This is a genomic window from Polaribacter pacificus, from assembly GCF_038024035.1.
In the GTDB taxonomy this organism is placed as follows: Bacteria; Bacteroidota; Bacteroidia; order Flavobacteriales; family Flavobacteriaceae; genus Polaribacter; species Polaribacter pacificus.
The window spans coordinates 1024878-1047018 of the sequence record NZ_CP150664.1; the positions used below are offsets into that span (position 1 = coordinate 1024878).

The following is a 22141-nucleotide window of genomic DNA, read 5'->3' on the forward strand; positions in this document are numbered from 1 at the left end:
GGCTTTTTGGTTGTTATAGATTTTCTTCTATTTCTTCTTTCGGTCCAACAATGATGTTGTCGTACTTGCGCATTCCTGTACCAGCAGGGATTCGCTTACCAACAATAACATTCTCTTTCAAGCCTTCTAATTCATCGATTTTACCGTTAACGGCAGCCTCGTTCAATACTTTGGTTGTTTCCTGGAACGATGCAGCAGAAATAAATGACTTAGTCTGTAGCGAAGCTCTTGTAATACCTTGCAATACTTGCTCAGCAGTTGCAGGTTGTGCATCTCTAGCAGTTGCTAAGTTCTTATCTGTTCTACGCAAGATAGAGTTCTCATCTCTCAATTGACGAGAGCTAATAATCTGACCTGGTTTAAGATTCTCAGAATCTCCAGCATCTTCTACTACTTTCATACCGTAGATAGCGTCATTCTCTTGAATAAATTCGTTCTTATGAACCAATTGATTTTCTAAGAATAAAGTATCTCCAGAATCAATAATTCTAACTTTACGCATCATTTGACGTACAACTACCTCAAAGTGCTTATCGTTAATTTTTACCCCTTGTAAACGGTATACCTCTTGAATTTCATTTACCAAGTATTCTTGTACCGCAGACGGCCCTTGAATCTTAAGAATATCAATAGGCGTTATCGCTCCGTCAGACAATGGCATTCCAGCTTTGATAAAGTCATTTTCTTGTACCAAAATTTGGTTAGATAACTTGATCAAATATTTACGAACATCTCCAGTCTTAGACTCTACGATGATCTCTCTGTTACCACGTTTTATTTTTCCAAAGGTTACTACTCCATCAATCTCTGCTACTACAGCTGGGTTAGATGGGTTACGCGCTTCAAACAATTCTGTTACACGTGGTAGACCTCCTGTAATATCACCTGCTTTACCAGACTTACGAGGAATTTTTACCAAAGTTTTTCCAGATTCAACAGCTTCTCCGTTTTCGATCATCAAGTGAGCGCCAACTGGTAAACTGTAAGAACGCAATGCGTTTCCATCCTTGTCTTCAATGATTAACGAAGGAATCATCTTTTTGTTCTTAGAATCAGTAATTACTTTTTCTTGGAAACCTGTTTGCTCATCAATCTCTACTTGGAAGTTGATTCCTTGCTCTAAGTCATCAAAACGAACTTTACCAGCAAATTCAGAAACAATCACACCGTTAAATGGATCCCATTGACATACAACATCTCCTTTGTTAATTGTGGTTCTATCCATATCAAATACGAAAGATCCATAAGGAATATTATTAGTACTTAGGGTGATTCCTGTTTTCTTGTCTATAATTTTAATCTCTGCAGTTCTAGAAATAACGATATCTACTTCTTCTCCGTTAGCTCCTTTACCTTTTACAGTACGCAAATCTTCAATGGCTACTTTACCAGAGAAATTAGCTGTTAATTTATTGGCTTCAGAAATGTTTCCAGCAACCCCTCCAACGTGGAACGTTCTTAAGGTTAACTGTGTTCCTGGCTCTCCAATAGACTGTGCTGCAATAACTCCTACTGCCTCACCAATTTGAACCTTGTTACGAGTTGATAAACTCTGTCCGTAACATTTAGCACAAATTCCACGATCAGACTCACAAGTCAAAGCAGAACGTACTTGAACTCTATCAATAGCTGATTTTTCAATCGCTGCTGCAATTTTAGAAGAAATCTCCTGTCCTGCAGAGGCTAATAATTCATCAGTTATTGGGTCATATACATCTTGTAAAGAAACACGCCCTTCGATTCTTTCTGATAAAGATTCTACAATCTCATCATTTTTCTTCAATGGCATTACTTCTAATCCTCTTAAAGTACCACAATCTTCTTCGTTGATAATAACGTCTTGAGAGACATCTACCAAACGACGAGTTAAGTACCCTGCATCGGCTGTTTTTAATGCTGTATCGGCCAAACCTTTACGAGCACCGTGCGTTGAGATAAAGTATTCTAAAATTGATAATCCTTCCTTAAAGTTCGATAGAATCGGGTTTTCAATAATCTCTCCACCACCTGCTGTCGATTTTTTAGGTTTTGCCATCAATCCACGCATACCGGTTAACTGACGGATCTGCTCTTTAGATCCACGAGCTCCAGAATCTAACATCATATATACTGAGTTAAATCCTTGTTGGTCTTCACGCAAACGTTTCATAGACAATTCTGTCAAACGGTTGTTTGTAGATCCCCAAATATCAATTACCTGGTTGTAACGCTCTTTATTGGTTAACATCCCCATGTTATAGTTGGCGATGATCACATCTACTTCTTCATTGGCGTCAGCAATCATTTTTGTTTTTTCTTCTGGAATAATGATATCCCCTAAACTAAATGACAAACCTCCTTGGAATGCAAATTTGTATCCCATGTTTTTGATATTATCCAAGAACTCTCCTGTAGTAGGAATGTCTGTTGACTTTAAGATATTACCAATAATACCACGTAAAGATTTTTTAGTCAATACGTCGTTAATATATCCAGCTTTAGCAGGTACTACTTCATTAAATAATACTCTACCTACTGTTGTTTTAATAATTCTCTGAACCTGTTCTCCGTTTTCATCAACATCAAAAGTTCTTACTTTAATACCCGCATTCAGATCAACCATTTCTTCGTTAAAAGCAATGTTTACTTCTTCTGGTGAGTAAAAGGTTAAACCTTCTCCTTTAATCGGAACTTCTGGTGTAGAAACTCTTTCTTTGGTCATATAGTACAATCCAAGTACCATATCCTGAGAAGGAACGGTTACCGGAGCACCATTGGCAGGATTCAAGATATTGTGAGAAGCCAACATTAATAATTGTGCTTCTAAAATAGCCTCTGGTCCTAATGGTAAATGTACTGCCATTTGATCCCCATCAAAATCGGCGTTAAATGCCGTACACACTAATGGGTGTAATTGAATCGCTTTTCCTTCAATTAATTTTGGTTGGAAAGCTTGGATACCCAAACGGTGAAGCGTTGGAGCACGGTTTAATAATACAGGATGTCCTTTTAAAACATTCTCTAAAATATCCCATACTACAGGCTCTTTTCTGTCTATAATTTTCTTTGCAGATTTTACAGTTTTTACAATTCCTCTTTCGATTAATTTACGAATCACAAAAGGCTTGTACAATTCGGCTGCCATCTCTTTAGGGATACCACACTCGAACAACTTTAATTCTGGTCCAACAACAATTACAGAACGTGCAGAATAATCAACACGTTTACCAAGTAAGTTTTGACGGAAACGTCCTTGCTTACCTTTTAATGAATCAGAAAGTGATTTTAATGGTCTGTTTGATTCTGTTTTTACTGCTGATGATTTACGTGTGTTATCAAACAATGAATCTACTGATTCTTGTAACATACGTTTTTCATTACGCAAAATAACTTCTGGAGCTTTGATCTCTACCAATCGCTTTAAACGATTGTTTCTGATAATTACTCTACGGTATAAGTCATTTAAATCAGAAGTTGCAAAACGACCTCCATCTAAAGGAACTAATGGACGTAATTCTGGTGGAATCACCGGAACTACTTTCATTATCATCCACTCTGGCTTATTGTCTCTTTCTTTGTTAGAATCTCTAAACGCTTCTACAACATTTAAACGTTTTAAGGCTTCTGTCTTACGTTGTTTAGAGGTTTCTGTGTTTGCTTTGTGTCTCAATTCATAAGACAAAGCATCTAAATCAATTCTAGCCAACAAATCAATCAAACATTCTGCACCCATCTTAGCGATGAATTTGTTTGGATCTGAATCATCTAAATATTGATTTTCTGCAGGGATGGTTTCTAAAATATCTAAGTATTCTTCTTCTGTTAAGAAGTCCATTTTTTGCAATGGCTCACCTTCGGCGTTCTTAGCAATCCCTGGTTGTATTACTACGTATCTTTCGTAGTAAATGATCATGTCTAATTTTTTAGAAGGCAATCCTAAAAGGTACCCCATTTTATTAGGCAAAGATCTAAAGTACCAAATATGAGCAACAGGAACTACCAAATTAATGTGTCCTACTCTGTCTCTACGTACTTTCTTTTCTGTTACTTCTACTCCACATCGATCACAAACGATCCCCTTGTAACGAATTCTTTTATATTTACCACACGCACATTCAAAGTCTTTTACAGGACCAAAGATACGCTCACAAAACAACCCATCTCTTTCTGGTTTATGTGTACGGTAGTTGATAGTTTCTGGCTTTAACACCTCTCCTTTAGATGCTTCTAAAATAGATTCTGGAGATGCTAATCCGATTGAGATTTTATTAAACTTTTTTACAGTGTATTTCTCGTTATTTCTTGCCATGGTAATGGATTCGAATTTAAATTGTAAAAATGACCTCGACGAGGCTTATAATGATCATGAAGGCCATCGAGCCCGAAAGCTCGATGACAACTCACTGTTTTTATTCTTCTAATTGAATGTTTAAGCCCAAACCTTTTAGTTCGTGCATCAAAACATTAAATGATTCAGGCAATCCTGGTTCTGGCATTTCGTCACCTTTAACAATAGCCTCGTACGTTTTAGCTCTTCCTAATACGTCATCCGATTTTACTGTTAAGATTTCTCTTAAGATACTAGATGCACCATAAGCCTCTAATGCCCAAACTTCCATCTCTCCAAAACGCTGACCTCCAAATTGAGCTTTACCTCCTAATGGTTGTTGCGTAATCAATGAGTAAGGTCCGATAGAACGCGCGTGCATTTTATCTTCAATCATATGGCCTAGTTTGATCATATAAATAACCCCTACTGTTGCAGGTTGGTCAAAACGCTTACCGGTACCACCATCATATAAGTAGGTGTGTCCAAATCTTGGTACACCAGCCTTGTCTGTATATTCATTGATTTGATCTAAAGATGCTCCATCAAAAATTGGTGTTGCATATTTAGTGTCTAATTTTTGACCAGCCCATCCAAGAACTGTTTCATAAATCTGACCAATGTTCATACGAGAAGGTACCCCTAATGGGTTCAATACGATATCTACAGGTGTTCCATCTTCTAAGAATGGCATGTCTTCTGCTCTAACGATACGTGCAACAATACCTTTGTTACCGTGACGTCCAGCCATTTTATCCCCTACTTTTAACTTACGTTTTTTAGCAACATAAATTTTGGCAAGTTTTAAAATTCCTGCTGGTAATTCATCTCCTACAGAAATGGTAAACTTCTCACGACGCAAGTTTCCTTGCAAGTCATTTACTTTAATCTTGTAGTTGTGAACCAATTCTCCAACGAGATCATTCAATTCTTTATCAGTGGTCCAAGAACCTTGAGTTAAGTGAGCATAGTCTTCTACAGAGTTCAACATTTTTAAGGTGAATTTCTTACCCTTAGGCAATACTTCTTCTCCTAAATCATTGAAAACTCCTTGAGAAGTTTTTCCACTTACCAAAGCAAATAATTTCTCTACCAATTGATCTTTCAATTCGGCAAATTTCGAAACAAAAGAAGCTTCTAAGCCTGCAATAGCATCCTTATCTTTAGCTCTTTTTGATTTGTCTTTTACTGCTCTTCTAAATAATTTTTTATCAATCACAACTCCTCTTAACGATGGCGAAGCTTTTAAAGATGCATCTTTTACATCTCCTGCTTTGTCACCAAAGATTGCGCGTAATAATTTTTCTTCAGGTGTAGGGTCTGATTCTCCTTTTGGTGTAATTTTCCCGATTAAGATATCACCAGGTTTTACTTCTGCACCAATACGGATCATTCCGTTTTCGTCTAAGTCTTTTGTAGCCTCTTCAGAAACGTTTGGAATATCGTTAGTCAATTCTTCTGTTCCTAATTTGGTGTCTCTAACATCTAATGAATACTCATCAATGTGGATAGAGGTAAAGATATCTTCACGAACTACTTTTTCAGAAATCACAATCGCATCCTCAAAGTTATACCCTTTCCAAGGCATAAAGGCTACTTTCATGTTTCTACCTAAAGCCAACTCTCCTTTTTGAGTTGCATATCCTTCACAAAGTACTTGTCCTTCTGTTACTCTATCACCTCTTTTTACAATCGGTTTTAGGTTAATACAAGTCCCTTGGTTGGTTTTTCTAAATTTAATTAAGTTGTAAGAAACCTCATCAGTATCAAAACTAACCATTCTCTCTTCATCGGTTCTATCGTACTTAATGGTAATTTTGTTGGCATCTACATACTCAACAACACCTGTTCCTTCTGCGTTGATTAAGATACGAGAGTCTTTTGCAACTCTACGCTCTAATCCTGTTCCAACAATTGGAGACTCTGGACGCAATAAAGGTACTGCTTGACGCATCATGTTTGATCCCATCAATGCACGGTTGGCATCATCATGCTCTAAGAACGGAATTAAAGAAGCTGATATAGAAGCTATCTGATTTGGAGCAACGTCCATATAGTCTATCTCAGTTGGAGTTACTACTGGAAAATCACCACCTTCACGTGAAATAACTTTATCTCCAACAATATTTCTATCTGCATCAACCTCAATATTAGATTGCGCAAATTTCATTCCTTCTTCTTCCTCTGCACTTAAATAAATGTGCTCTTTCTTAGCATCTACGTTTCCTTCAACAACTTTTACATATGGAGTTTCTATAAATCCAAGGTTGTTAACTTTTGCAAACACAGATAACGAAGAAATCAAACCAATGTTTGGTCCCTCTGGTGTTTCAATTGGACACAAACGTCCGTAGTGTGTATAGTGAACATCACGAACCTCAAATCCTGCTCTTTCTCTTGATAAACCACCTGGTCCAAGTGCCGATAAACGACGCTTATGCGTAATCTCTGCTAATGGATTGGTTTGATCCATAAATTGAGATAACTGGTTGGTTCCGAAGAATGAGTTAATTACAGAAGATAATGTTTTTGCGTTGATCAAGTCAATAGGGGTAAATACCTCGTTGTCACGAACATTCATTCGCTCACGGATGGTACGTGCCATTCTTGCTAAACCTACACCAAACTGACCAGCTAATTGCTCACCAACGGTTCTTACACGACGGTTAGACAAGTGATCAATATCATCTACTTCTGCTTTAGAATTGATCAATTCGATCAAGTATTTGATAATGGTAATAATATCAAGTTTGGTCAATACCTTTTGATCGATATCAATATCCAAACCTAATTTGGTATTCATTCTAAAACGACCAACCTCACCTAAATTGTAACGTTGCTCAGAGAAGAACAATTTGTCAATAATACCACGTGCAGTTTCCTCATCTGGCGGCTCCGCGTTACGCAATTGACGGTAAATGTGCTCTACAGCCTCTTTTTCTGAGTTTGTAGGGTCTTTTTGTAGCGTATTATGAATAATTGCATAATCTGCCATTTGATTATCTTCTTTGTGTAACAACACTGTTTTTACACCCGATTCAATAATCTCATCGATATAATCTTTTTCTATGATCGTGTCACGATCAAAGATAATTTCATTTCTTTCTATTGAAACAACTTCTCCTGTATCTTCATCAACGAAATCTTCATGCCACGTTTTTAAAACTCTAGCAGCCAATTTACGTCCTAGTACTTTTTTCAATCCAGCTTTAGAAACTTTAATTTCTTCTGCTAAATCAAAAATTTCCAAGATGTCTTTATCTCTTTCAAAACCAATGGCTCTGAATAAAGTAGTTACAGGTAATTTTTTCTTTCTATCAATATAAGCATACATTACTTGATTGATATCTGTTGCAAATTCTATCCAAGATCCTTTAAAAGGAATTACTCTAGCAGAGTATAACTTGGTTCCGTTTGCGTGGAATGATTGTCCAAAGAACACCCCTGGAGATCTGTGTAACTGAGAAACGACAACGCGTTCTGCTCCATTAATTACAAAAGTACCAGAATTGGTCATATAAGGAATCGTTCCTAAATACACATCTTGTACGATCGTTTCGAAATCTTCGTGTTCTGGATCTGTACAAAATAATTTAAGGCGTGCTTTAAGCGGTACGCTATATGTCAATCCTCTTTCGATACATTCTTGAATGCTATATCTCGGTGGGTCTACAAAGTAGTCTAAGAATTCAAGCACAAAATTATTACGTGTATCTGTAATTGGGAAATTATCCATGAAAGTTTTGTACAAACCTTCTTCTCCACGCTCTTCAGCCTTTGTTTGTAATTGGAAAAAATCTTGAAAAGATTTTACCTGAATATCTAAAAAGTCTGGATAATCAGTTCCCAATTTTGCTGACGCGAAGTTTATTCTTTCAGTAGTGTTTATCGTTGTCAAAAGAGAAATTTTTTTTTGATTAAAATCGATGTTCTAATATAGAACGAATATATACACAAAATGGTTTAGGTCTTAGAACGCGTGTTCTAAAGACCTAAACCTAAGTTTGTTTAAGCTTTTAAAGCTTATTTAAGCTCAACCTCAGCTCCTGCTTCTTCCAAAGATGCTTTAAGACCTTCAGCCTCATCTTTAGATACACCTTCTTTAATTGGTGCAGGCGCGCTATCAACGATAGCTTTTGCTTCTTTCAATCCTAATCCAGTTAATTCTTTAACTAGTTTTACAACTGCTAATTTAGAACCACCTGCTGCTTTTAAGATTACATCAAATTCTGATTTTTCTTCTTCACCAGCATCTGCACCACCACCTGCTGCAGGTCCAGCTACTACTGCTGCTGCTGCTGGTTCGATACCATACTCGTCTTTTAAAATAGTAGCCAACTCATTAACTTCTTTTACTGTTAAGTTAACTAATTGCTCTGCGAAATCTTTTAAATCTGCCATTTTAATTGTTTTTAAAAATTTTATTTATTTAGTTTATTAGTGCGCGTAATTATTTTTCTGATAAGGTAGTTAAGATACCTGATAATTTGTTACCACCTGATTGCAATGCTGAAATAACATTCTTAGCTGGCGATTGTAACAAGGTAATAATCTCTCCAAGTAATTCTTCTTTAGACTTGATATTTACCAGAGCATCTAATTGATCATCGCCAATGTAGATAGCCTCTTCGATAAATGCACCTTTTAATACAGGCTTTTTAGACTTTTTTCTGAATTCTTTGATCACTTTTGCTGGTGCATTAGATGCTTCAGCAATCATGATAGATGTATTTCCTTTTAAAACATTTGGTAACTCACCAAAATCTTTATCAGAAGCTTCCATTGCTTTTGCAAGCAAGGTATTTTTAACAACTGCTAGTCTAACATCTGCTTTAAAACAGGCTCTACGTAGGTTTGAAGTCGCAACTGCGTCTAAACCTGAGATGTCTGCTAAATAGATGGTGTTATTCTCTGCTAACTTCGCTGTTAAATCTTGAATCACTTGTGATTTTTCTTCTCTAGTCATAATTTCTAAGTTTTAACTGCGTATTAAACCGATTTAACATCTACTGCAATACTAGGACTCATAGTACTAGACATAAATACACTCTTAATGTATATACCTTTTGCGGTAGTTGGTTTTAGTTTAACAATTGTTTGAATTAATTCATTTGCATTTTCTGCAATTTTTTCAGCGTCAAAAGATGCTTTTCCAATCGCTGCGTGTACAATACCAGTTTTATCAACTTTAAAGTCAATTTTACCAGCTTTTACATCTGCAACAGCTTTTGCAACATCCATTGTTACCGTACCTGTTTTTGGGTTAGGCATTAAACCTCTTGGTCCTAAAACACGACCTAAAGGACCTAATTTACCCATCACACTTGGCATGGTAATAATCACATCAACGTCTGTCCAACCTCCTTTAATTTTTTGAAGGTACTCATCCAATCCAACATAATCAGCTCCTGCTTCTGTAGCTTCAGCTTCTTTGTCTGGAGTTACTAATGCAAGTACTTTTACATCTTTTCCTGTTCCGTGAGGTAATGTTACTACACCACGAACCATTTGATTTGCTTTACGAGGATCTACTCCTAAACGTATCGCTAGATCAATTGATGCATCAAACTTTACATTGGTAATTTCTTTTATTAAAGCAGAAGCTTCGTTTAAGCCATACACATGTGTTGCGTCTAACTTAGCATTCGCTTCTTTTTGCTTTTTTGTTAATTTTGCCATTTTTGTAAATGTTATAAAGTTAAGCTGGAGCGTCTCCTGTTACTGTTAATCCCATTGAACGTGCAGTTCCTGCAACCATTCGCATTGCTGATTCAACGGTAAAGGCATTTAAGTCTACCATTTTGTCTTCTGCAATTACACGAATTTGATCCCAAGAAACTTTTGCAACTTTCTTACGGTTAGGCTCTCCAGAACCTTTTTTAATTTTTGCTGCTTCTAATAATTGTACTGCAGCTGGTGGAGTTTTCACAACAAAATCAAAAGATTTGTCTTTAAACACAGTAATTGCTACTGGTAAAACTTTTCCTTGTTTGTCTTGAGTTCTAGCATTAAACTGCTTACAGAACTCCATGATGTTTACTCCGGCAGCACCTAGAGCAGGTCCAACTGGTGGTGAAGGATTTGCAGATCCTCCTCGCACTTGTAATTTTACAACCTTACTTACCTCTTTTGCCATTTTTTAAACTTTAGTTTAGTTTTTTAGTTCTTGGAAGCTCACTAAAAAAACAATTCCTATTATGTAACAATTATGAAATTTTTTCTACTTGCATATAGCTCAATTCTAATGGAGTCTTACGTCCAAAGATTTTCACCATTACTTCTAATTTACGCTTCTCTTCATTTACCTTCTCTACAGTTCCGTCGAATCCATTAAATGGTCCGTCTACAACTTTTACAGTTTCACCAATAGTGTAAGGAATCGCTACGTTTTCATTCTGAACAGAAAGTTCATCAACTTTACCTAGCATTCTGTTTACTTCTGATTTACGCAAAGGCACCGGAGATCCTCCTTTAGTTTCTCCTAAGAAGCCAATTACTCCAGTAACCGATTTGATTACGTGAGGTACTTCTCCAGCCAAATTAGCTTCAACCATAATATAACCAGGAAAATATACTCTTTCTTTGTTGAGTTTCTTCCCGTTTCTAATTTGTATAACTTTTTCTTTAGGTACAAGCACTTGATCAACATAGTCAGACAAGCCTAATCTAGAAATCTCAGTTTCAATATAAGCTTTCACTTTATTTTCTTGACCTCCGATTGCTCTAACAACGTACCATTTTTTTACAGAATCAGCCATAATTAATTATTAAACATGGTAAAAAAGTTATCTAAACCTAATTGAAAAACATAATCTACAGCAAACACAGCTATTGCGAACAATACAGTGAAAACTGCTACAACTACGGTTGATTTTTGAGCTTCTTCTCTAGACAACCATGTTACATGATTGCTTAGTTCTTCAAACGATTCTTTGATATATTTTATCATATTATTAGTTATTTGCACGGGCGGAGAGACTCGAACTCCCGACACCTGGTTTTGGAGACCAGTGCTCTACCAACTGAGCTACGCCCGTAAAGACAAGGTGCTTCCTCGAAATAGAGAAGCACCTTGAAAATTTATACTAAAATTCTAACTATAGAATTTCTGTTACCTGACCAGCTCCTACTGTTCTACCACCTTCACGGATTGCGAAACGTAAACCTACGTTCATTGCAATTGTAGAGTGTAATTCAACAGTAATAGTTAAGTTGTCTCCTGGCATTACCATTTCAACACCTGAAGGCAAAGTAATTGTTCCAGTAACGTCTGTTGTTCTAACGTAGAACTGTGGACGATAGTTGTTATGGAATGGAGTATGACGACCACCCTCTTCTTTCTTAAGGATATAAACCTCAGCTTTGAATTTATCGTGTGGAGTTACAGAACCTGGCTTACAGATTACCATTCCTCTTTTGATTTGCTCTTTATCAATACCTCTTAATAAGATACCTGCATTATCTCCAGCCTCACCTCTATCTAAGATTTGACGGAACATTTCAATACCAGTAATAGTAGAAGTTAATTTTCCAGCACCCATACCGATAATCTCTACAGGATCTCCTGTGTTAGCGATTCCAGTTTCGATACGACCTGTTGCAACAGTTCCACGACCAGTAATAGAGAATACATCCTCAATTGGCATTAAGAAATCTTTGTCTACTTCTCTTTTTGGCTCTTCGATCCAATTGTCACAAGCTTCCATTAATTCTAATACAGTATCAACCCATTTTTGTTCTCCGTTCAATGCTCCTAAAGCAGATCCAGAAATTACAGGTCCATTATCACCATCATATTCATAGAAAGACAATAAGTCTCTTACTTCCATGTCTACTAATTCTAATAATTCTTCATCATCAACCATGTCTACTTTATTCAAGAAAACAACGATTCTAGGAATACCTACCTGACGACCTAATAAGATATGCTCTCTAGTTTGTGGCATTGGACCATCAGTCGCAGCAACCACCAAGATAGCACCGTCCATTTGAGCAGCACCAGTTACCATGTTCTTTACGTAATCCGCGTGACCTGGACAGTCAACGTGAGCGTAGTGACGATTAGCAGTTTGATACTCTACGTGAGATGTATTAATTGTAATACCTCTTTCTTTTTCTTCTGGAGCATTATCAATTTGATCAAATGATCTTGCTTCTGAAAAACCTGCATCAGCTAATACTTTTGTAATAGCAGCTGTTAAAGTTGTTTTACCGTGATCTACGTGTCCAATAGTACCTATGTTTAAGTGTGGTTTTGAACGATCGAAAGTTCCTTTTGCCATGATTGTTAAATTTTAATTCTTAGTTAAATATATTTAGTGTTTATTTTATACTTTTTTTATTGAGCCAGCGACGAGAGTTGAACCCCTGCCTTCGGCAGGCAGGCGTGACCTAGGTCACTCCTTATTTACTCATTAACTCTTTCCCTTGGCACAGCCAATTTCTTTTTGAGCCAGCGACGGGAGTTGAACCCGTGACCTCATCCCTACCAAGGATGCGCTCTACCATCTGAGCTACACCGGCTTAAAACTTTGAGCAAAGGACCGGCATTCCTTTACTTTGCCCCTGATAGATTTTTTACTTTATTCACTAAGCAATACATCTACCCTTTGAGCGAAAGACCGGGTTCGAACCGGCGACATTCAGCTTGGAAGGCTGACGCTCTACCAACTGAGCTACTTTCGCATTATCCATTTTAAATCGATTGTCTTTCTATTCTGAAAAACAATTTTTAATGTGGTGAGAGAAGGATTCGAACCTTCGAAGCATAATGCAGCGGATTTACAGTCCGCCCTCGTTGGCCACTTGAGTATCTCACCATAGTTTCAATGAACCTAAGCTATTTCTAGCCCTTATTGTTTTTTGAGCCGATGAAGGGACTCGAACCCCCGACCTGCTGATTACAAATCAGCTGCTCTAGCCAGCTGAGCTACATCGGCTTTTTTGCACAAAAAAACAATCCGCTATTTCTAACGGACTGCAAATGTATAAAGTTTTTTTTTATTCCAAAACTTTTTTTGTCTATTTTTTTTATTTTTAAAGCGTTAAGGTGTCTCTAGATTTCTCTTTTGTTTTTCTTAGCTGTCTTTTTAGTGAATCAACACCCAAACTAACGCCTTCTTCAAAAGACTTCGCTTCCTTTTTCACAACCAATTCATGACCGGGAATGTTTATTTTTAATTCCGAAATTTTATTTTCTTTATCACTGGTGTTCTGTACTTTTAAAAATACTTCAGCGTCAACAATCTTATCATGAAACTTTGTTAAACCTTCTACCTTTTTTTCTACAAACTTCAACAAATCAGCATCTGCATTGAAATTAACGGATTGAATAAATACTTTCATATATCATTTATTTTTATGACTCCTAGGATGAGCCTGGTTATACATTTTTTTTATCGATTCTAAACTGTTATGCGTATACACTTGGGTTGAAGCCAAACTCGCATGTCCTAATAACTCTTTCACAGAATTCAAATCAGCGCCTTCATTAAGCAGGTGAGTCGCAAACGAATGTCTAAGGATGTGAGGACTCTTTTTTACCTTAGAAGACACATTACTAAAATACTGATTTATTACTCTATAAACAAGTGTTTCGTTTATTTTATTTCCTTTTTCACCTATAAAGAGCCGCCGCTCTTGGCTTGGAATTTTAGCGCGCTCAGCAAGGTATTTATCTATAGTACCTAAGACTGAAGGAATTAATGGCACTACCCGCTCTTTATTTCGTTTTCCGACAACCTTAATCGTCTTAGCAGTTACATCGACAGAACGCAGATCAAGATCAACCAATTCAATTCTTCTAATACCCGTAGAATAAAACAACTCTACGATCAGTCGGTTTCTCAAACCTTTAAAATCATCCTCGGCACTTAGAACCTCTATCACCTCATTAATCTCTTTCATGGTAAAAGGCACCTGTACTTTTTTAGCCACCTTTAAAGCTTTGTGTTTTAACAAAGGACTTACTGTTAGTTGAGAGGTCTTTTGCAAAAACTTATAAAATGATTTTAAAGAACTAATCTTTCTGTTAATAGAATTATTAGAAACTCCTCCATCAACCAAACTAACAATCCAGCTTCTAATCTGTGCGTAATTCACCTCGATAAGATCAGCTCCTCCATAAGTGATTTCTAAATACTCTTTAAAAGTTCGCAGATCATTTTTATAAGCAATAACAGTATGCTTTGAGTATTTTTTTTCAAATAAGAGATACTCCAAAAAAGAATCAATTAACATCATTATAGGCTAGTTAAACTGCTTTACTCAAAGTTACGGATATAAATAATAGGACTACGTTAATAAAAACAAAAAAATCCCGCTAATAAATTAGCGGGATCTGTATTTGTTAAGTAGCTTAATAATTAACCTACTTCTTCTTGTGTTCTTAATTTCTGAACGTAAGAGGCTTTAATGTTTTGAGCTCTTTTTGCAACCGATGGTTTTGTAAAGTGCTTTCTCTCTCTCAAGTTTCGCATAGTCTTGGTACGATCAAATTTTCTCTTGAAACGCTTTAAAGCTCTATCGATATTTTCTCCTTCTTTAACTGGTATAATTAACATATGTTGGCACCTCCTTTCATGTCGTTCTTTTAAATGGACTGCAAAGATACGAAGGTTTTTTAAATACAAACTTAAAACTGTGTTTTTTTTGTAAAAAAGATCGTTTTAAAGGTTCAAAGGCACAAAGGCACAAAGGCACAAAGGCACAAAGGCACAAAGGTTCAGAGGCTCAGAGGCTCAGAGGTTCAGAGGTTCAGAGGTTCAGAGGTACAGTTTATAAAGAATCACTTATCAATAAAGAAAAGAGAGAAGAGAAAAGAGAAGAGAACAGAGATTTAATCTAGAACTGAACACCAATCACTGACCACCCATCACTGAACACCAATCACCAATCACTAATCAAAAAGAAAAGAGAAAAGAGAACAGAGAACAGAGAACAGAGATTTAATCTAGAACTGAACACCAATCACTGACCACCCATCACTGAACACCAATCACCAATCACCAATCAAAAAGAAAAGAGAACAGAGAGAAGAGAAAAGAGATTCAATCTAGAGCTGAACACCCATCACTGACCACTGAACACCCATCACCCATCACTGATCACCCATCACTGACCACCAATCACCAATCACCAATCACCAATCACCAATCACTAATCAAAAAGAGAAGAGAAAAGAGAGAAGAGAAAAGAGATTTAATCTAGAACTGAACACCCATCACTGACCACTGAACACCCATCACCCATCACTAATCAAAAAGAAAAGAGAACAGAGAGAAGAGAAAAGAGATTTAATCTAGAACTGAACACCCATCACTGACCACTGAACACCCATCACTGACCACTGAACACCCATCACCCATCACTAATCAAAAAGAAAAGAGAACAGAGAGAAGAGAAAAGAGATTTAATCTAGAACTGAACACCCATCACTGACCACTGAACACCCATCACTGACCACTGAACACCCATCACCCATCATTAAGTTGCTGGTTTATAGTCCTTCTTATCAATCACCATTTTTGCAAATGGAAAAAACCATTTTTGCAAAAAAGGCTAGATTAGGTTGCTGGTTTATAGTCCTTCTTATCAATCACCATTTTTGCAAATGGGAAAAACCATTTTTGCAAAAAAGGTTAGATTAGGTTGCTGGTTTATAGTCCTTCTTATCAATCACCATTTTTGCAAATGGAAAACCATTTTTGCAAAAAAGGTTAGATTAGGTTGCTGGTTTATAGTCCTTCTTATCAATCACCATTTTTGCAAATGGAAAAAACCATTTTTGCAAAAAAGGCTAGATTAAGTTGCTGGTTTATAGTCCTTCTTATCAATCACCATTTTTGCAACAATCTCTTTCAAGATTTCAGAGGTGCCGCCACCGATAGGGCCTAAACGACTATCTCTAAACAAACGTGCCATTGGATAATCCTCCATATATCCATAACCTCCTAGCATTTGCAAGCAATCATAGATTACAGAGTCTGCCATTTTAGTCGAGACCATTTTAGCCATACTCGCTTCTTTAACCACATATTGGCCTTTGTCTAAACGCTTGGCAATAGAGTAATTAAATTCTTTATGCATTTCTACATCAGCAGCCATTTCTGCTACTTTATGACGCAAGGCTTGAAACTCATTTAAGTTCTTACCAAAGGCCTGTCTTTCACTCATATATTGTATTGCATAATCCAAAGCATACTCTGCTCTGGCATGTGCATTAACAGCCATAATCAATCTCTCTAATGCAAAATGTTGCATAATATATGGAAACCCTTTTCCTTCTTCACCCATCAAGTTTTCTGCTGGGATCACCACATTGTCAAAAGCAATCTCTGCGGTATCAGAAGCTCTCCATCCTAATTTATTAAGCTTACTAGCACTAATTCCTGGGGTATCTCTATCAACAATAAAAATACTCATCCCTTTGTGTTTATCTTCTAAATTGGTCTTTGCTGCAACGACTAAATAATCAGAGTAGATACCATTGGTAATAAAAGTCTTAGAACCATTAATAACATAAGTATCTCCTTTTTTAATCGCAGTTGTTCTCATTCCTGCAACGTCTGACCCTCCAAAAGGTTCAGAAATACACAGACAACCAATCTTATCTCCTTCTACACTAGCTGTTAAATATTCTGATTTGATTCGCTCGTCGCCTTCTTTGGTCACATGTGTCATTGCTAAATATGCATGAGCCCACATTGCCGCAGCAAAACCTCCTGAATCAATTTTTTGCAATTCTTCTAAAAATATAATGGTGTAAAATATATCTAAATTTAATCCACCATAAGCTTCTGGTGTATTAAGACCAAAATAACCCATCTCACCAAATTTCTTCCAAATAAATCGATCAATAGTCCCTGTTTCTTCCCATTTCTCTATGTGTGGCTTTACTTCTTTCTGTAAAAAATCTTTAAAGCTCTGCCTAAATGCATCGTGTTCTTCTGTAAAGTACATATCGTTCATCGTATCCCGTATCGTTTTTAGTTGTTTGTCTGTTTATTTAGCTTCCAAATATATAACTATTCTATCGTATTTTTCTATAGGAAACCCAGCTATATTTTTTAATTCGTCAATAGATTGTAATTCTGCGACCTCTGAACGGTAGTTGAATATTTTTTTACAGAGTTCGTAATCAATATAAGGATTTGATAAGACTTCTTTAAATGTAGCCGTATTAACATTGGTTTTTTGAATATTTGGCAATGACCTAAGCTCAAATCGCTCTTGGATTTTTACAATAAGCTCTGGCGTCAAATTCCAAACCTCAGACAACTGATCTAGCTTGCTAAAGCCTTGTAATCTGCTTCTATAATTCACAATTCTTTTAGAAATGACAGTACCAATCCCTGAGATGCTCTGAAAATCATCGGCTGTTGCTAAATTTAAATCCTTGAGTTTTATAATTTGTTTGCCAACTGGTTTCTTTTGAGCTTCTAAAGCACCCTTACTTTCTTTTGCCTCTATATTTCTTTTAACCACCCAGTCGGGGAATTTAAAAAAAGGAGAAATGACTTGTAATAAACTATCAGAGATCTTTGTTACTTGCTGAAACTCCTTTGCAGTGTTCACAAATTTATCCGTAGATCGAAACGCCAAGAGGCGGTCTATTTCTAGCAAAGACAGACCCAACTGCTTTCCTTTAGCGTCTGTAATATAATTGGGATTAAATGGTTGTGGTGTATAAACTCTTCTTGCTAATTCTTGTTTCCTCATCTGAATTACCTGATTTTGCAAAACTGTTAGGTCTTTAGCATACAAACCTGGATCATGATCTTTAGAAAAATCAACAAAACCAATTAGAAATTGTCCTGTTAGGATTAGTACCAACAAAACAAAAACCCCATTCCGTTGGCTTTTTGAATACCAGAAATGGGGCTTTAGTTTAAACATAATTTTATTTTTACATATGCTCTGTAACGTCTACATGACCATCTTCCAAAGCTTCTTTTTTAATAGTAATTGCTCTAATATATCGCTTCATTTCCTCGCGTACTTTCGGGAACAACAACAACAATCCAATCATATTTGGGAACACCAAAGCCAGAATCATTGCATCAGAGAATTTAATTACTGCATCTAAAGTTGCAGCAGCTCCAACAACCACAAATATTAAGAATAAAATCTTATACAACATATCAGCTGCCTTTCCTCTTCCAAAAAGATATTTCCAAGATTGAAGACCGTAATAAGACCAAGAGATCATCGTAGAGAATGCAAACAATACAATAGCGATTGTTAATATATATGAGAACCCTGGAATAACTGCATCAAAAGCCATAGATGTTAAATCTACCCCTCCAATAGAACTTCCATCAGAATTTAACAATACACTACTACTAGAATCTCCAGCAGCTCCATATTGGAAAACACTTTGCATATTGGTTCCATCAATATTGAAAAATATAATAACCAATGCAGTCATCGTACAAATTACCACAGTATCAATAAAAGGCTCCAACAAAGCAACAACACCCTCAGATGCTGGATATTTTGTTCTAACAGCAGAGTGTGCAATCGCAGCAGATCCTGCTCCTGCTTCATTAGAAAAGGCAGCACGTTGAAAACCAACAATGATTACCCCTATAACACCACCTAGACCTGCCATTGGTGTAAAAGCTCCATCAATAATTAAAGTAAAGGCATCATCAATATATGATGCATGTGATAAAATAATAATTAATGACGCAACAATATAAATACCTGCCATAAATGGAACAATCTTTTCGGTAATTTTAGCAATACGCTTAATTCCTCCAATAATTACAATCCCAACTAAAACAGCCAAAATAATTCCGATTATAAATCCTGAAGAACCTCCTTCTAACCCAAACAAAGATACTAACTGAACAGTAGCTTGATTTGACTGAAAAGCATTACCACCTCCAAAAGAAGCACCAACACATAAAACAGCAAATAAACCTCCTAAAACTTTTCCTAAATTGCTTAAACCTCTTTCTTTAAGACCTTTTGATAAGTAATACATAGGTCCTCCGTAGATAGTCCCATCTGGTCCTACGTCTCTATATTTTACTCCTAAGGTACATTCAACAAACTTGGTTGACATACCAATCAATCCACAAATAATCATCCAAAAGGTTGCTCCAGGTCCTCCTAAGGCAATTGCAACAGCAACCCCTGCAATATTCCCTAAACCTACAGTTCCAGAAACAGCAGTTGCCAAAGCTTGAAAGTGAGATACCTCTCCATGAGCACTCTCATCTCTAATGGTATCTTGTATATCTTCTACCGCTAAGGCTTCATCATTATTGTATAATTTATCAACACCGTGTTTTTCGATATCAACATATTTACCTCTAACAGTACTAATAGCAGTACTAAAACGAGTGATCGCTGGAACTCTAAAATAGATAGTAAAAAAAGTAGCCCCAAGAACTAAAAGAATCACCACAAAAGGCACGTTATACTCACCTATTGGAACAGTTGTTAAAATAAAACCTTCCCACCAAGTAGCAACTGGCATAAAGGCATCGTTAATTTTTTCATCTATCCCTTTTTCTTGAGCGAATGTAAATACTGGTACTGCAAATAAAAGCAGCGAAAGAAGTTTTTTCTTCATGAGAACTATTAGTTTATTTAATTAGTGCCCGCAATATCATAAAAAAAATGAACTTTTAACAATTTTTAGTCATTAAAAATGAAGATTAAGTTAATTCTTGTTTAAATTTTAACAAATCTTCCATAAATGATTTTGGATGAAAATTGAGCTCATTTTTAGTTTTTGTCAAATCAAAACCTGTTTTTGGAGGTCGGTTTGCAGGTTGGTTTAAGGTAGCAGTTGCTATGGGTTTTATATATTGTGAATCCAAACCAAAAACCTCTGCAACTTGCAGGGCAATTTCATATATGCTTAACAAGGTATTAGAGGCGATATTAAAGGTGCCTATTGCTCTGATATCGATACAACGCTTACAAGCTTCTGCTAAAGTTAAGACATAAGTTGGCGCCCTAAATTGATCATTAACAATAGTAATCTCTTTTTGCTTTTCTAAAGATTCTTTAATCCACAACACAATATTGTTTCTAGACATATCGGCAGTAAGTCCATAAACTAAAATGGTTCTAAGAATAGTAAAATCAATAGTAGATTTGTTTAAAACATCCTCAGATTGCAATTTGGTTTCACCGTAATAACTCAAAGGATTTGGCAAATCTGTCTCTTTATAATTCCCTTGGGTTCCATCAAAAATAAAATCTGTAGAAAGATGAATCAGATGAGCGTCAATTTTTTTTGATATCTCTGCCAAATATGCAACCGCAGAAACGTTTAGCGCTTTACAAGCCTCTCTATCACTTTCACAGGCATCAACATTGGTCATTGCTGCCGTATTAACTATAAAATCAGGTTTAATATCATAGAGCTGAGTTTCAAGACTTTCTTTATTTGTAATATCTATGCTTACATATTTAAAATCATCTCGTCTGCTTCTATTTAGACCTCTAGAAAAGCCTATAACCTCATACATACTGGGATCTTTTAGCAATAGACTTAAAAGGGTCTGCCCTAAAAGCCCATTACTACCGGTAATCACTACACTCTTTTTCATTAAAACAGCTTCCTTAATTTCAAAATTTGTTCTGGCCTACCCAATACTATTAATATGGTATCTTTTTTCATTATCTCTGTAGACTCTGGATTGATTAGATAATCTCCTTTGGGTGTTTTTATGCCGATAACTGTACAACCTGTCTGACGCCTTAAATCAAGATCTAAAATGGTTTTCCCTAAATACATTGAAGGCAAATCGTTAATGGCTACTTCTTCTAGATTAGCGATGTGCTCTCCCTCTATGGCCAAGCGATCTACAAATTCTAATAGATCTGGAGTAACAACCAAAGAAGCCATATGTGCACCTCCTAATTTATCTGGCATAATTACATTGTCTGCACCTGCAAATTTAAGTTTACCAAAAGATGTATCACTAGAGGCTCTACTAATTATTCGGCAGTTTTTATTTAACTGACTCGCTGTAAGTACCACAAACAAGTTATCTGCATCAGAAGGCAGAGCTGTGATTAAATTACTAGCTCTTTCTATTCCTGCTTTTAATAAGCTTTCATCCGTGGTTGCATCTCCTTCTACATTAATAATCCCTTCTGCATCCAGCTGAGCGATATGCTCCTTATCTCTTTCTACAACGACCACTTCTTGATTGTAGTTTTGCAACTTTAAAATGGCCTGTTTTCCGTTTCTTCCATAACCACAAACTATGGTATGGCCTTCTAATTTCCCAATTTTCTTTTGCACTTTTTTAAGTTTTAAATGTTGAAATAACTGTCCACTTACTATGTACTCAGTAAAAGCTGAAACCGCATATCCAAACACAGTAATGCTGGTTAAAATAAGAAAAATAGTGAACACTTTTTCTTCATTCGTCAATGGATGAACCTCACTAAAACCAACAGTAGTCATAGTGATAATGGTCATATATAAGGAGTTGATAAAACTATCGCCAGATAAAATCATATAACCAGAAACACCAATTGCTAAAATAATTAACAAGAGGATTGCTGCTTTGTGTAATTTTGTAAGAAATAGGTTTTTCATAAATCAAAAACAGAGCTGCGTTTGGTGTAAATCATATCTTTTAAACGCAACAAAAAAGCCAAGGTTAGGTAAAATCCAAAGGACAATCCAACTGTTACAAATGATATGTAAATAAAAAACAAGCGAACATTCATTGCCCTCATCCCCAGCCTATCAGCCAAACGTGAAGAAACATGAAAACCGTTTTTTTCAAAAAAATGCCTTACAGAATGCACAAAACTCATGGAGAATTCTTTTTATTGCAAGATAGCATTTTCTTGGGA

The 22141-nt window shown here is 36.2% G+C and carries 18 protein-coding genes and 5 tRNA genes; all 23 read right to left on the minus strand.

From position 1 onward, the window contains the following. Nucleotides 1–13: 13 nt before the first annotated feature. Nucleotides 14–4288 carry a DNA-directed RNA polymerase subunit beta' gene (rpoC, locus tag WHC90_RS04640; protein ID WP_188597330.1) on the minus strand — a complete coding sequence of 1425 codons (4275 nt, stop codon included), beginning with the start codon at nucleotides 4286–4288 and terminating at the stop codon, nucleotides 14–16. Between the two features lie 100 nt (nucleotides 4289–4388). Continuing rightward, nucleotides 4389–8204: a DNA-directed RNA polymerase subunit beta gene (rpoB, locus tag WHC90_RS04645; RefSeq protein ID WP_188597331.1), complete on the minus strand. Its 3816-nt coding sequence runs from the start codon at nucleotides 8202–8204 to the stop codon at nucleotides 4389–4391. 125 nt (nucleotides 8205–8329) lie between these two features. Continuing rightward, entirely contained in the window at nucleotides 8330–8707 is a 378-nt protein-coding gene (gene rplL / locus WHC90_RS04650; protein WP_188597332.1) for a 50S ribosomal protein L7/L12, read from the minus strand. A gap of 49 nt (nucleotides 8708–8756) precedes the next feature. Further along, on the minus strand, nucleotides 8757–9272 hold the full coding sequence (gene rplJ, locus WHC90_RS04655) for a 50S ribosomal protein L10 (RefSeq protein WP_188597333.1): 516 nt from the start codon (nucleotides 9270–9272) through the stop codon (nucleotides 8757–8759). A 23-nt stretch (nucleotides 9273–9295) separates the two neighbouring features. Beyond that, the gene (rplA, locus tag WHC90_RS04660; RefSeq protein WP_188597334.1) at nucleotides 9296–9985 is read right to left on the minus strand and encodes a 50S ribosomal protein L1; all 690 of its coding nucleotides are present in this window, start codon (nucleotides 9983–9985) and stop codon (nucleotides 9296–9298) included. Nucleotides 9986–10004: 19 nt separating this feature from the next. Beyond that, entirely contained in the window at nucleotides 10005–10442 is a 438-nt protein-coding gene (rplK, locus tag WHC90_RS04665; protein ID WP_188597335.1) for a 50S ribosomal protein L11, read from the minus strand. A 70-nt stretch (nucleotides 10443–10512) separates the two neighbouring features. Beyond that, nucleotides 10513–11064: a transcription termination/antitermination protein NusG gene (gene nusG / locus WHC90_RS04670; RefSeq protein WP_188597336.1), complete on the minus strand. Its 552-nt coding sequence runs from the start codon at nucleotides 11062–11064 to the stop codon at nucleotides 10513–10515. A gap of 2 nt (nucleotides 11065–11066) precedes the next feature. Beyond that, a complete protein-coding gene (secE, locus tag WHC90_RS04675) occupies nucleotides 11067–11255 on the minus strand; it encodes a preprotein translocase subunit SecE (protein ID WP_188597337.1) in 189 nt (62 codons plus the stop codon). Between the two features lie 15 nt (nucleotides 11256–11270). Continuing rightward, nucleotides 11271–11343, minus strand: a tRNA-Trp gene (locus WHC90_RS04680). A 60-nt stretch (nucleotides 11344–11403) separates the two neighbouring features. After that, nucleotides 11404–12588 carry an elongation factor Tu gene (tuf, locus tag WHC90_RS04685; RefSeq protein ID WP_188597338.1) on the minus strand — a complete coding sequence of 395 codons (1185 nt, stop codon included), beginning with the start codon at nucleotides 12586–12588 and terminating at the stop codon, nucleotides 11404–11406. A 168-nt stretch (nucleotides 12589–12756) separates the two neighbouring features. Next, nucleotides 12757–12829, minus strand: a tRNA-Thr gene (locus WHC90_RS04690). Nucleotides 12830–12918: 89 nt separating this feature from the next. After that, nucleotides 12919–12991 (minus strand) — tRNA-Gly (locus WHC90_RS04695). A gap of 52 nt (nucleotides 12992–13043) precedes the next feature. Continuing rightward, a tRNA-Tyr gene (locus WHC90_RS04700) sits at nucleotides 13044–13125 on the minus strand. A gap of 46 nt (nucleotides 13126–13171) precedes the next feature. After that, a tRNA-Thr gene (locus tag WHC90_RS04705) sits at nucleotides 13172–13245 on the minus strand. Nucleotides 13246–13342: 97 nt separating this feature from the next. After that, nucleotides 13343–13651 carry a ribosome hibernation-promoting factor, HPF/YfiA family gene (hpf, locus tag WHC90_RS04710; protein WP_188597339.1) on the minus strand — a complete coding sequence of 103 codons (309 nt, stop codon included), beginning with the start codon at nucleotides 13649–13651 and terminating at the stop codon, nucleotides 13343–13345. Nucleotides 13652–13654: 3 nt separating this feature from the next. Then, nucleotides 13655–14545: a tyrosine-type recombinase/integrase gene (locus WHC90_RS04715; protein ID WP_188598560.1), complete on the minus strand. Its 891-nt coding sequence runs from the start codon at nucleotides 14543–14545 to the stop codon at nucleotides 13655–13657. Between the two features lie 125 nt (nucleotides 14546–14670). Further along, the gene (gene rpsU / locus WHC90_RS04720) at nucleotides 14671–14868 is read right to left on the minus strand and encodes a 30S ribosomal protein S21 (RefSeq protein WP_188597340.1); all 198 of its coding nucleotides are present in this window, start codon (nucleotides 14866–14868) and stop codon (nucleotides 14671–14673) included. A gap of 1240 nt (nucleotides 14869–16108) precedes the next feature. Beyond that, entirely contained in the window at nucleotides 16109–17275 is a 1167-nt protein-coding gene (locus WHC90_RS04725; RefSeq protein ID WP_188597341.1) for an acyl-CoA dehydrogenase family protein, read from the minus strand. Between the two features lie 33 nt (nucleotides 17276–17308). After that, nucleotides 17309–18202 carry a ComEA family DNA-binding protein gene (locus tag WHC90_RS04730; RefSeq protein ID WP_188597342.1) on the minus strand — a complete coding sequence of 298 codons (894 nt, stop codon included), beginning with the start codon at nucleotides 18200–18202 and terminating at the stop codon, nucleotides 17309–17311. Nucleotides 18203–18212: 10 nt separating this feature from the next. After that, the gene (locus WHC90_RS04735; protein ID WP_188597343.1) at nucleotides 18213–19889 is read right to left on the minus strand and encodes an alanine/glycine:cation symporter family protein; all 1677 of its coding nucleotides are present in this window, start codon (nucleotides 19887–19889) and stop codon (nucleotides 18213–18215) included. Nucleotides 19890–19974: 85 nt separating this feature from the next. Then, on the minus strand, nucleotides 19975–20877 hold the full coding sequence (locus tag WHC90_RS04740; RefSeq protein ID WP_188597344.1) for an SDR family oxidoreductase: 903 nt from the start codon (nucleotides 20875–20877) through the stop codon (nucleotides 19975–19977). Beyond that, the gene (locus WHC90_RS04745; protein ID WP_188597345.1) at nucleotides 20877–21878 is read right to left on the minus strand and encodes a potassium channel family protein; all 1002 of its coding nucleotides are present in this window, start codon (nucleotides 21876–21878) and stop codon (nucleotides 20877–20879) included. Before WHC90_RS04745 ends, WHC90_RS04740 begins: the two co-directional genes overlap by 1 nt. Then, nucleotides 21875–22102: a PspC domain-containing protein gene (locus tag WHC90_RS04750; protein ID WP_188597346.1), complete on the minus strand. Its 228-nt coding sequence runs from the start codon at nucleotides 22100–22102 to the stop codon at nucleotides 21875–21877. Before WHC90_RS04750 ends, WHC90_RS04745 begins: the two co-directional genes overlap by 4 nt. Nucleotides 22103–22141: the final 39 nt, after the last annotated feature.

Excerpts from the sequence above, each read along its gene's own strand:
- rplJ (WP_188597333.1), bottom strand. The coding sequence starts at position 9,272 with ATGACTAGAGAAGAAAAATCACAAGTGATTCAAGATTTAACAGCGAAG.
- tuf (WP_188597338.1), bottom strand. The coding sequence starts at position 12,588 with ATGGCAAAAGGAACTTTCGATCGTTCAAAACCACACTTAAACATAGGT.
- WHC90_RS04725 (WP_188597341.1), bottom strand. The coding sequence starts at position 17,275 with ATGAACGATATGTACTTTACAGAAGAACACGATGCATTTAGGCAGAGC.
- WHC90_RS04745 (WP_188597345.1), bottom strand. The coding sequence starts at position 21,878 with ATGAAAAACCTATTTCTTACAAAATTACACAAAGCAGCAATCCTCTTG.
- rplA (WP_188597334.1), bottom strand. The coding sequence starts at position 9,985 with ATGGCAAAATTAACAAAAAAGCAAAAAGAAGCGAATGCTAAGTTAGAC.
- WHC90_RS04715 (WP_188598560.1), bottom strand. The coding sequence starts at position 14,545 with ATGTTAATTGATTCTTTTTTGGAGTATCTCTTATTTGAAAAAAAATAC.
- secE (WP_188597337.1), bottom strand. The coding sequence starts at position 11,255 with ATGATAAAATATATCAAAGAATCGTTTGAAGAACTAAGCAATCATGTA.
- rpoC (WP_188597330.1), bottom strand. The coding sequence starts at position 4,288 with ATGGCAAGAAATAACGAGAAATACACTGTAAAAAAGTTTAATAAAATC.
- WHC90_RS04730 (WP_188597342.1), bottom strand. The coding sequence starts at position 18,202 with ATGTTTAAACTAAAGCCCCATTTCTGGTATTCAAAAAGCCAACGGAAT.
- rplK (WP_188597335.1), bottom strand. The coding sequence starts at position 10,442 with ATGGCAAAAGAGGTAAGTAAGGTTGTAAAATTACAAGTGCGAGGAGGA.
- rplL (WP_188597332.1), bottom strand. The coding sequence starts at position 8,707 with ATGGCAGATTTAAAAGATTTCGCAGAGCAATTAGTTAACTTAACAGTA.
- nusG (WP_188597336.1), bottom strand. The coding sequence starts at position 11,064 with ATGGCTGATTCTGTAAAAAAATGGTACGTTGTTAGAGCAATCGGAGGT.
- rpsU (WP_188597340.1), bottom strand. The coding sequence starts at position 14,868 with ATGTTAATTATACCAGTTAAAGAAGGAGAAAATATCGATAGAGCTTTA.
- WHC90_RS04750 (WP_188597346.1), bottom strand. The coding sequence starts at position 22,102 with ATGAGTTTTGTGCATTCTGTAAGGCATTTTTTTGAAAAAAACGGTTTT.
- WHC90_RS04740 (WP_188597344.1), bottom strand. The coding sequence starts at position 20,877 with ATGAAAAAGAGTGTAGTGATTACCGGTAGTAATGGGCTTTTAGGGCAG.
- WHC90_RS04735 (WP_188597343.1), bottom strand. The coding sequence starts at position 19,889 with ATGAAGAAAAAACTTCTTTCGCTGCTTTTATTTGCAGTACCAGTATTT.
- hpf (WP_188597339.1), bottom strand. The coding sequence starts at position 13,651 with ATGAAAGTATTTATTCAATCCGTTAATTTCAATGCAGATGCTGATTTG.